Raw genomic sequence first — 7655 nt, forward strand, 5'->3', positions numbered from 1 at the left:
GTCGAGGCTGGATATCGGAGCGCACTACGTGAAATATGGCTGCCGGTCAGGCGTCGGGCACGGGCATGTGTAACACGACGGAATGGAAGCAGTCGGTCATGCGCATCACGACCAGCTCGAATTGCCGCGTATGCCCGCCGGGCGTCCTGAGTTCACGGACCCGGGGATGGTTCTCCTTCACCTCGTGGGCCGACCAGTGCCTCCTGAAGTCCTCGCTCGCTTCCCACAGGGCCTCGAACAGCTCCGCGAACCGGTGGTCGCGCGGGCGCATCGCGGAGGCGAGCCGGAAGCGGGCGACGATGTCCTGGGCGTCCTGGGCCCAATGGACGAGCCGCTCCCTGGCGGCGGGATCGGAGAAGACCCACCACAGCATGTTGCGGCGGCCGTCGGGCAGCCGCGAAAAGTCGGTGTACCACTGGGCGGCGGCGTCGTTCCACGCGACGACGTCGCCGTACAGGTTGTCGGCGTACACGGGCTGATCGGCGCCCTGCATCGCACCGATCACCCGGTCCGCCGCAACATCGGCGAGCACCGCCTTCGCCTCCGCGCTGACGGGCGGGTTGCGGCCGTGGGCAAGGAGGTAGAAGTACTTGCGCTCGTCTTCGTCCAGCCTCAGCACCCGCGTCAAACTCTCGAGGACCTCCGACGAGGCACGGATGTCACGGCCCTGCTCCAGGTACGTGTACCAGGTGGGGCTGAGGCCGGCGAGCACCGCGACCTCCTCGCGGCGCAGGCCGCGGGTACGGCGCCGGGGGCCTGCAGGAAGCCCCACGTGGTCGGGCTGGATGCGTTCCCTCCGGTTGCGCAGAAAACGCCCCAGGTCTATCAGGCTCTGTGTACGTGCCGACACGCTCCTCACCTTCCGGTCCGGAGAACAATGACTGCCCGTCCTCAGCTGGATTCGACTCTAAGTCCGTGTTCCACCGGCGCGAACAAGGCCACGAGAAGGCACGCCCTACTGTGACAAGTCGACGATGTGGCAGCTGCGCAACGCCGCGGCCGTCCGCCCCGGGGCGCCCCCGCCACGCTCCGGGGCCCGGGACGCCGGTCGCCCACCGCGTCGCCGCTCGGACAACTCCCCACGCGACCCAGGCAGTTCCCAGAGGATTCCCGCACGTCGAAGCCTCTCAGATAACCCTGTGTATCCGCTCCTGCACACGATGCTTCGCCATCGTGGAGGGGGCGGCAAGCAGTTCTTAACGTAGAAGCGCGGGGAATGCGTCCGCCGTTGCCCGTTTGCCTTCCCGGGCCCGGCCGCATCCCGCCCGACCGGCGGGGCTCACCCGGCAGCGGCCGCCGCCGGCACGCCGCCCCGGCTTCTCTCCCGCCTCCGCTCCCAGCGGCCCTGGCGACCGCTTCCGGGAGCCCCTTTGCCCGGTCCGCCCCGCCGGCGAGCCCGGCTGCCGCCCGCCGGGGAGGAACCCGCCTCCTGCACCGCACGGCGGAGACGCCGCGAGCGGGCAGGGGGAGCAGGAGGCCGCGGGACGCCGCGCGCCGCTCCCTCTCCGGCACCGGCGGCCCGCGGCGGCAGGCACAGATGTCTCTCCAGCGGACTCGGCGTGCACCGGGCCCGGGCGTACGCCTCCTCCAGCATCTTCCGCGCTCCCAGGCGCTCAGCCTCGAGCCGCCAGGCCCGCGCGTGATCCGGCCGCCCCTGAGCCGTCCTGGGGTAGGCCCGCCTCTCCGCAGCCAGTCCGGCCCGGCGCTCCGGCCCAGGCGGGCGCCTGCGCCACTTCTGCGGCCGCGGGGCACTCAGCCACCGCTGCTCCGCCTGCCACCAGCGTGCGGTCTCCCGGTCGATGCGGAAGAGCACCGAGCGCTCCGCCGCCAGGTCGGGATGGCCCCCGTGCACGACCGCCTCGTGCACGGTCCGCGAGGTCCGCAGGTATCTGCCCCTTCGATATGCCAGCAGGCCCTGACCCCGCAGGGCCGCCGCGTGACGCGCGACGGTCCGCGCCGAGTAGCCCGTGCGGCGCTGGAGTTCCGGAAGCGTTGTGCCCCCGCCCTCGGCGGCCAGCAGGGTGCGGTGCACGTGGTGGCCCAGGCCCGTCCACAGGGAGGAGGACCCCGAGTCCACCCACTGGCCCAACCTGCCCAGGAGCCCCTCGGAAGACTCCCGGGGGGCGTTATCACTTGTGTCAGACCCTGTACGCACCGTGTGCACCGCGCAGACGTGACGGGAGGACGCCGGGCAGACGTGACTGTCGGCCAGGGCGACGGTGCGCGCCAGATGCCGCTTCGGATCGGGCGGGGAGACCTCACGGAGCCAGCCGTCGGGGATGAGCCGATCCCGGATGGCGACATTCACCGTCTGCGGGCTGAACCCGGTGAGCAGGGAGCCACGCCGCACGTCGAGGGTCACCGCGGACTTCCCGGACACCAGGGCGATCAGCGCGAAGGCACGCAGCACGGCCTCGTCCGCCGGTCCCGTCCGCCGCGACCACCTCTCCGCGCCGGCGGCCTCCATCCGCGCGAGAAGATCCGCCACCTCCGCGGTGACCGAGGAGCGGGAGGGGGGAAAGGCCCTCCCCCTCGGCATCCGGGCCGCGCACTCCACCGCCAGCTCCCACTGCCTGGCCAGCAGCCCCCGGGACTCCTGTACGCCGCGGGGGCTTCGCCCACCGGGGCCGCGGGAGGACCGGAAGTACTCCAGCCCCGGCGTGCTACACGCGTCACGCAGCTGCCGCTCGACCTCCTCGAACGTGACACCCGACAGGGCAAGGGCCAGCAACGCGCCCCAGGCGTGCGCGGAGTGGTCGGCATCGGGCGGCAGCCGCCGCCGGAGCTTCCCGAGCCCGGCCCCGGACACCGGGCGCCGGCCGGAGAGGGCGGGAAGGCCGCTGCCTGAGCCGAGGACGATCTGCCGCTGCACGACCCGGCCCCGGCCGTGTCCGAGTACGCTCGGGGGCAGCCTGCGCCCCGAGGCCGCCGCGCGCTCCGGGCTCCCGAGCCGCGGTGCGGGAGCGGGCCTGGCGCACTCGCGAGCATGCCCCTCCAGGGCGGCTGCCAGGCGGTCGAACCCGCGGAGAGTGCCCCCGCTGGACAGCGCGTCGACCGCCTGGTCGACGTCGTGGTCCACCAGCGCGGCGTGGCCGCCGGAGCGATGGGCGGCGCCCGGCGGCCGCAAGGCCCCCGTGTTCGCGTTGGTCCACGGCGTCAGGTCCAGCGTGCTCAGGGAGAGGCGTGCGACCGCACCGGCCGGCGAAGCCGCCAGCATGCGGCAGGCACGCCGGAGCCGCTCGACGAGGCTTTGCGGCAGCGCTGCCTCGCACGCCGTCCACAGGTGCCGTCCCCCGGAAGGACCGGAGACCACGGCCACGGCCGGCAGTTCGCATTCCCGCAGGAGGGCGGCGAGCTGCCGGGCCTGCGATTCGGTGGCACCCCGCCCGCCGCGTGCGGCGTCGAGGTCGAAAGCCCACAGCCGCGGCCCCTCGCCGCCCGGCGGAAAGAGATGCATGGCCACCGGCCGGTCCGCCCTGACCTTGTCGAGCGACGTCCTGACGGGGTATCGGTTGCTCCAGCGGCCGGTGCTTCCGTCCCAGGCGGCGGAGCGCACATAGCGGCGAGGGGAAAGACTTCCCAGGAACTTCCTCAGCACACCCTCAGCTTCGGCCGGCACCGGCCTCTCCGGCGAAGGGACAACGCCTTCCCTGCGAAACGAGGAGGAGAACATGCCACGCCTTCCGTCCTGAGGAGCAGTTCATCGACTGAACGTCGGACGGTTTCGGAGCCGTACAGAGAATGCTCCGCGCATCCAAGGAGCCGGTGGCCGGGCACCGGCCGGCTCGCCGGTCGCCCTCCCCGGCCCTGGTATGCGTGCGTGGGGGAACAAGGACTCGGCAGGCGATGCGGTGCCGAACGACGTCATCTGCGTTCGGAAGCCCGATGCCATGCAAGCCCGATGTCATGCTCTTCACCGCAGCCGCCGCGGGCTGCGGTGAGTGCGACCAAGCGAAGATTCTCTGCCTTGCTGCGAGAGGAGCCGAAATCCGTCCTGCTTCCGTGTCGCGGGAATCTCTCAGAGAGAGCCGGCCAAGGCTATGAGCTGATCGCTCTCGGACACCAGGCGATGGTAGCCGTAGGCAACCGAGACGAGTGTCATGTGATGGTGCCAGCCAGGATAGGAACGCCCCTCGAAATCTCGAAGGCCGAACGACTCCTGCATCTCCGAAAGATCTCCCAGGCTCTGTCTGTGCAGAAGTGCCAGATCCACCATCTCGTCAATGCGCCGGTGCAGTAAGTTGGTTATCCAAAAGCGCGTGGGGCGCCCCTCGACAGGCGACAGTTCGGCGTACAGGCGATATGTGGGTACATTGCAGTGGCCTGGAATGCGAATTCCTGGTATCCGTATGTAGGAAGAACGCACGGAAAGGGATCGCCGCCGGTGGCCCACCGGCACGACGGTCGCCCGTTGCGGCGCGCCGCCCAGTGCGATGCAGGCCTCCTGCACCGTGGTGGGCTCCCGGGGAACGCCATTGCACGCCGGGGGCACGTCCGTGCGGACCCGCGTGAGATACGGATGCGCAACGGCCTCCAGGAAGGCGGGGACCTCCAGCAGAAAGTCGATGTTCCGCTCGGTGAACCCCGAAATCAGCCGCACGGCGTCCATGGAGTTGTAACACGCATTGGCCACGACCGGCGCGAGGGGAAGCCGCCAGTCGCAGACGAGACGGTCCGTCATCTCCAGGACGTGATCTGAAGGCGACTGCCGGTCGATGTGTTCGGGAACCCGGGTGCGCTCGCGCCGCTCCCGCTCGTTGATCCATTCGTCGCCCAACGCCAGGCACCAGTCGACGGGAAGCGCGCCGTACTCGGTGGCGAGAAAGAGCCCGAGCCCGAGTTGGCAGTTTATGGTTCGGCCTTCCAGCTCCACGAATCTACGGGCGACCCCCACGGAGTGAATCCCCCGCTTCGGTATGGTCGCCTCGTTGATGACCCATGCCTTGGGGGTGATCTGGTCGTAGACGATCCTGGCGAGCGACTCGCGCACAGGATTCCAGTCCCACGGGCTTTGATTGATGAATTGCTGTAAGGATTGGACCGCGGCGAGCCGGGAACTCTCGGGGTGGTCGCTCACCATCTTTCTTATAGCCTTCCTGCCCTTTACGGAGAGCAGGCCGCGTAAGTACACCGCGGCCCAGCGCTTCTGGTCGGCCCGCAGCAGGGAGGAAAACGTTGCCTTCGTGAACTCTTCGAATTCGATGTGGTGGATCGAGCTCTCTCGAATGGCGCTTACAGGCAAAGCTATACCCCCCCCTATGTCATCTATGCATAGGTCATCATGCCGCACCGCGAGAGCTTTTCTAGACGGACATAACGTAATCGGATCTCCTTATGGCAGGTGCGTAAGCGGGAGATGGTGAACGTCTTATTCCGTGGCGGTGGCGGGCGCTCGTTTGAGGAGATGGCGAGTTGTGTGCCTCCTTGTCCGATGTGCCATCGGAAGGGGCGGTGAAATCAGTTTTTGATTGCTTCTTTAAAGGGGGCTTGCCCCATATTGAATGAAGTATGCGCATTGATATCGCTTCGCTCTTTTTCCCGGGAAGGGCAAACCGGCCCTCCGCCGCGGCCGGCCGCACCGGACAGCAGGCGCGCCGCTCGTGGTGGCCGGGCCTGCGCGCCCGCGCACTCCGCCGGGCCGCCCGCCAGGGCATCACGGTGGAGACCAGGGCGCGGTTCGGCTTCACCGCGGCGCCCGGCTCCACCGGCGACCCGCGGCTGCGACGCGTCACCGAGCTGCTCGAACCGGCCACCGCTGGGCAGCTGCTCACCGCCCACCAGGCCGGGGCCGCCGAGGCCGAGCTCCGGCACATCCTGGGCGAGGGCCTCGGGTTCGCCTACTTCCGCGGCCACGGCCGCCGCGCGCACGGCCTGGACGTCCAGATCACCGGCATCGACTACCTCGACCTGGGGACCTGACCTGGCACGCTGTCCTGCGGCCGGGGGCGTCCCGGCCGCGCGCTCGGCGCCGGCCTGTGCCGGTGGTGTGCTGCCGGGTGTGCCGGTGCTGTGCCGCCCCCTCGCCGACGCCTCGGAGGAAGCGGAGCGGCAGGTTGTGGAGGGCGGCGCGGTGGCCTGCCCGGTGTGCCGCCCGGAGCAGGTCCTCGTACCTGGGCCACAGCAGGCCGGTGCTGGGCAGGCGGCGCCGGTGGCGAGGTCCGCGCCGCGCTCCTTGCGGCGGGCGAGGACGGGTTCGAGGCCGTCCGGCAGGCCGCCCTCGCGGTGATGGCACATCACGTGGCCGCAGCGCCCAAGGGGGCGGTGCTCGCGGACCGCCGCGAGGACCTGGCATGGGCGGCGGGGCTGTCGGCCGCCGAGCGCGAGGTCGTCCAGGAGGTGCTGCGGCTGCCCGGCGGGGAGTGACCGGCGCGGGAGACCGGATCAGCTGGGGTCGTCGTCGGTGCCGAGGCGGTCGGCGATCCGCCGGACCTGTTCGGCAAGCGCCGCCTGCCCGGCGATCAGCTCGCGCTGGCCGGCGGCAAGGTCGCGCTGCTCGGCCACGAGTCCGCCGACCGTGGCCGCGATCTCCCGCAGGGCCGCGGTGTGGGCGTTGAGCACCTGGCCGTGCTCGATCTGCGTCTCCCGCAGCGCGTTGAGCACCTGGGCGTGGCCGCGTAGGGCGGTACGGACCTCGGCGGTGTCCCGGTCGGCCATCGCGGCCAGGGCCCGCGAGCTGGCCGCGTCCTCGCGCAGCCGCGCCACCTCGGCCTCAAGCTCCCCGATCCGCGCCACTTGGCCTTCCAGGGCCTCCAGGCGGCGCCGCAGCTCTTCGTCACTCACGTGGCCCATCCTCTCAGGCCGAGGCCCCGATGTCCCTTCCGCCGGCCGGGTCACTCGTCAGGAGTGATGTTCACGGCGTCGCAGTTCCAGCACCTCCACTCGGCGGGCAGCTCGTAGTGTGTGATGCTCCAGAAGCCCTTGGGCCGGCCCTTGATGTAGTTCGTCTCCCAGCACCGCCAGCACTCGAACTCGAACTCCTCCATGGCCGCAGGATGAACCCCAACCGCCGCAGGCGGGGCCACTTGCCCGGAACTCACCGCTATCTGACCGGTTTCCCGCCCCGCCTGGACCTGCCGCCCGACCGGCCGTGGCCAACGCCTGATGACCCGTCCGGGCCCTGCTGAGAATTCCCGTACCTACACATCTGCATCAGCAATTGACGCGCGGTCGATCGGGGGAAGTAGGATGGGTATCCGGGTTGGTCGAAAGTTTCTGGTGAGGGTAGCGCCCGGTCTCGTGTGGTCTGACCTCTCGTCAGTCGGGGCGCGCCGGCGTACCGCCCGTGACCTCACGTGGCTTTGGAAATGTTACCCCCGCGGCCTCGCCTCGAATCCTCGGGCCGACAGAGGGGCCCGCCATGAATTCCCATATCTACACAGCCTGATGCCCTGATGCATCCCCGCGCCCCCTTCCTTTTCGCTGCGGCTTTTGGCGCTGGAGCGGAGCGGAAGCGCCTTGGATTCCCGCGAAGCGGGAATCCAACTGCAGTTCGGATTTCCGCGAAGCGGGAATCCGTTTTCCGCGAAGCGGGAATCCGATTATCCCTCCCGCTTCGCGGGAGGGATAATTCCCCCGCGCGAAGCGCGGGGGAATCTCTGCAAGCGCGCGCAGCGCGCTTGGACCCGCGGAGCGGGTCCAAGCAGATCGGAAGAGCG

General features: G+C 70.0%; 7 protein-coding genes. 2 read left to right on the forward strand and 5 right to left on the reverse strand.

Annotated features, from left to right (window positions below):
- Positions 1–46: 46 nt before the first annotated feature.
- The 3 genes from D7294_RS30035 to D7294_RS30045 all read right to left on the reverse strand — a co-directional run bounded on the left by D7294_RS30035 (position 47) and on the right by D7294_RS30045 (position 5242).
- Positions 47–850 (reverse strand): helix-turn-helix transcriptional regulator, encoded by an 804-nt coding sequence (locus tag D7294_RS30035; protein WP_120684970.1) that lies wholly within the window; start codon positions 848–850, stop codon positions 47–49.
- A gap of 429 nt (positions 851–1279) precedes the next feature.
- A complete protein-coding gene (locus D7294_RS30040; protein WP_147450941.1) occupies positions 1280–3598 on the reverse strand; it encodes a hypothetical protein in 2319 nt (772 codons plus the stop codon).
- Between the two features lie 420 nt (positions 3599–4018).
- Positions 4019–5242, reverse strand: coding sequence for an IS701 family transposase (locus D7294_RS30045; protein ID WP_158674729.1), 1224 nt, complete (start codon positions 5240–5242; stop codon positions 4019–4021).
- Positions 5243–5508: 266 nt separating this feature from the next.
- On the opposite strand from D7294_RS30045, the gene tpg reads away from it, so the two are divergent.
- Entirely contained in the window at positions 5509–5919 is a 411-nt protein-coding gene (gene tpg, locus D7294_RS34070; protein ID WP_120684973.1) for a telomere-protecting terminal protein Tpg, read from the forward strand.
- 306 nt (positions 5920–6225) lie between these two features.
- Positions 6226–6363 (forward strand): hypothetical protein, encoded by a 138-nt coding sequence (locus tag D7294_RS32120; protein WP_158674730.1) that lies wholly within the window; start codon positions 6226–6228, stop codon positions 6361–6363.
- An 18-nt stretch (positions 6364–6381) separates the two neighbouring features.
- Here the strand turns inward: D7294_RS32120 and D7294_RS30055 are convergent, their stop codons facing one another.
- Positions 6382–6780 carry a hypothetical protein gene (locus tag D7294_RS30055; protein WP_120684982.1) on the reverse strand — a complete coding sequence of 133 codons (399 nt, stop codon included), beginning with the start codon at positions 6778–6780 and terminating at the stop codon, positions 6382–6384.
- 50 nt (positions 6781–6830) lie between these two features.
- Positions 6831–6983 carry a hypothetical protein gene (locus tag D7294_RS32125; RefSeq protein WP_158674731.1) on the reverse strand — a complete coding sequence of 51 codons (153 nt, stop codon included), beginning with the start codon at positions 6981–6983 and terminating at the stop codon, positions 6831–6833.
- Positions 6984–7655: the final 672 nt, after the last annotated feature.

Origin of the sequence: Streptomyces hoynatensis (genome assembly GCF_003626535.1) — a bacterium.
In the GTDB taxonomy this organism is placed as follows: Bacteria; Actinomycetota; Actinomycetes; order Streptomycetales; family Streptomycetaceae; genus Streptomyces; species Streptomyces hoynatensis.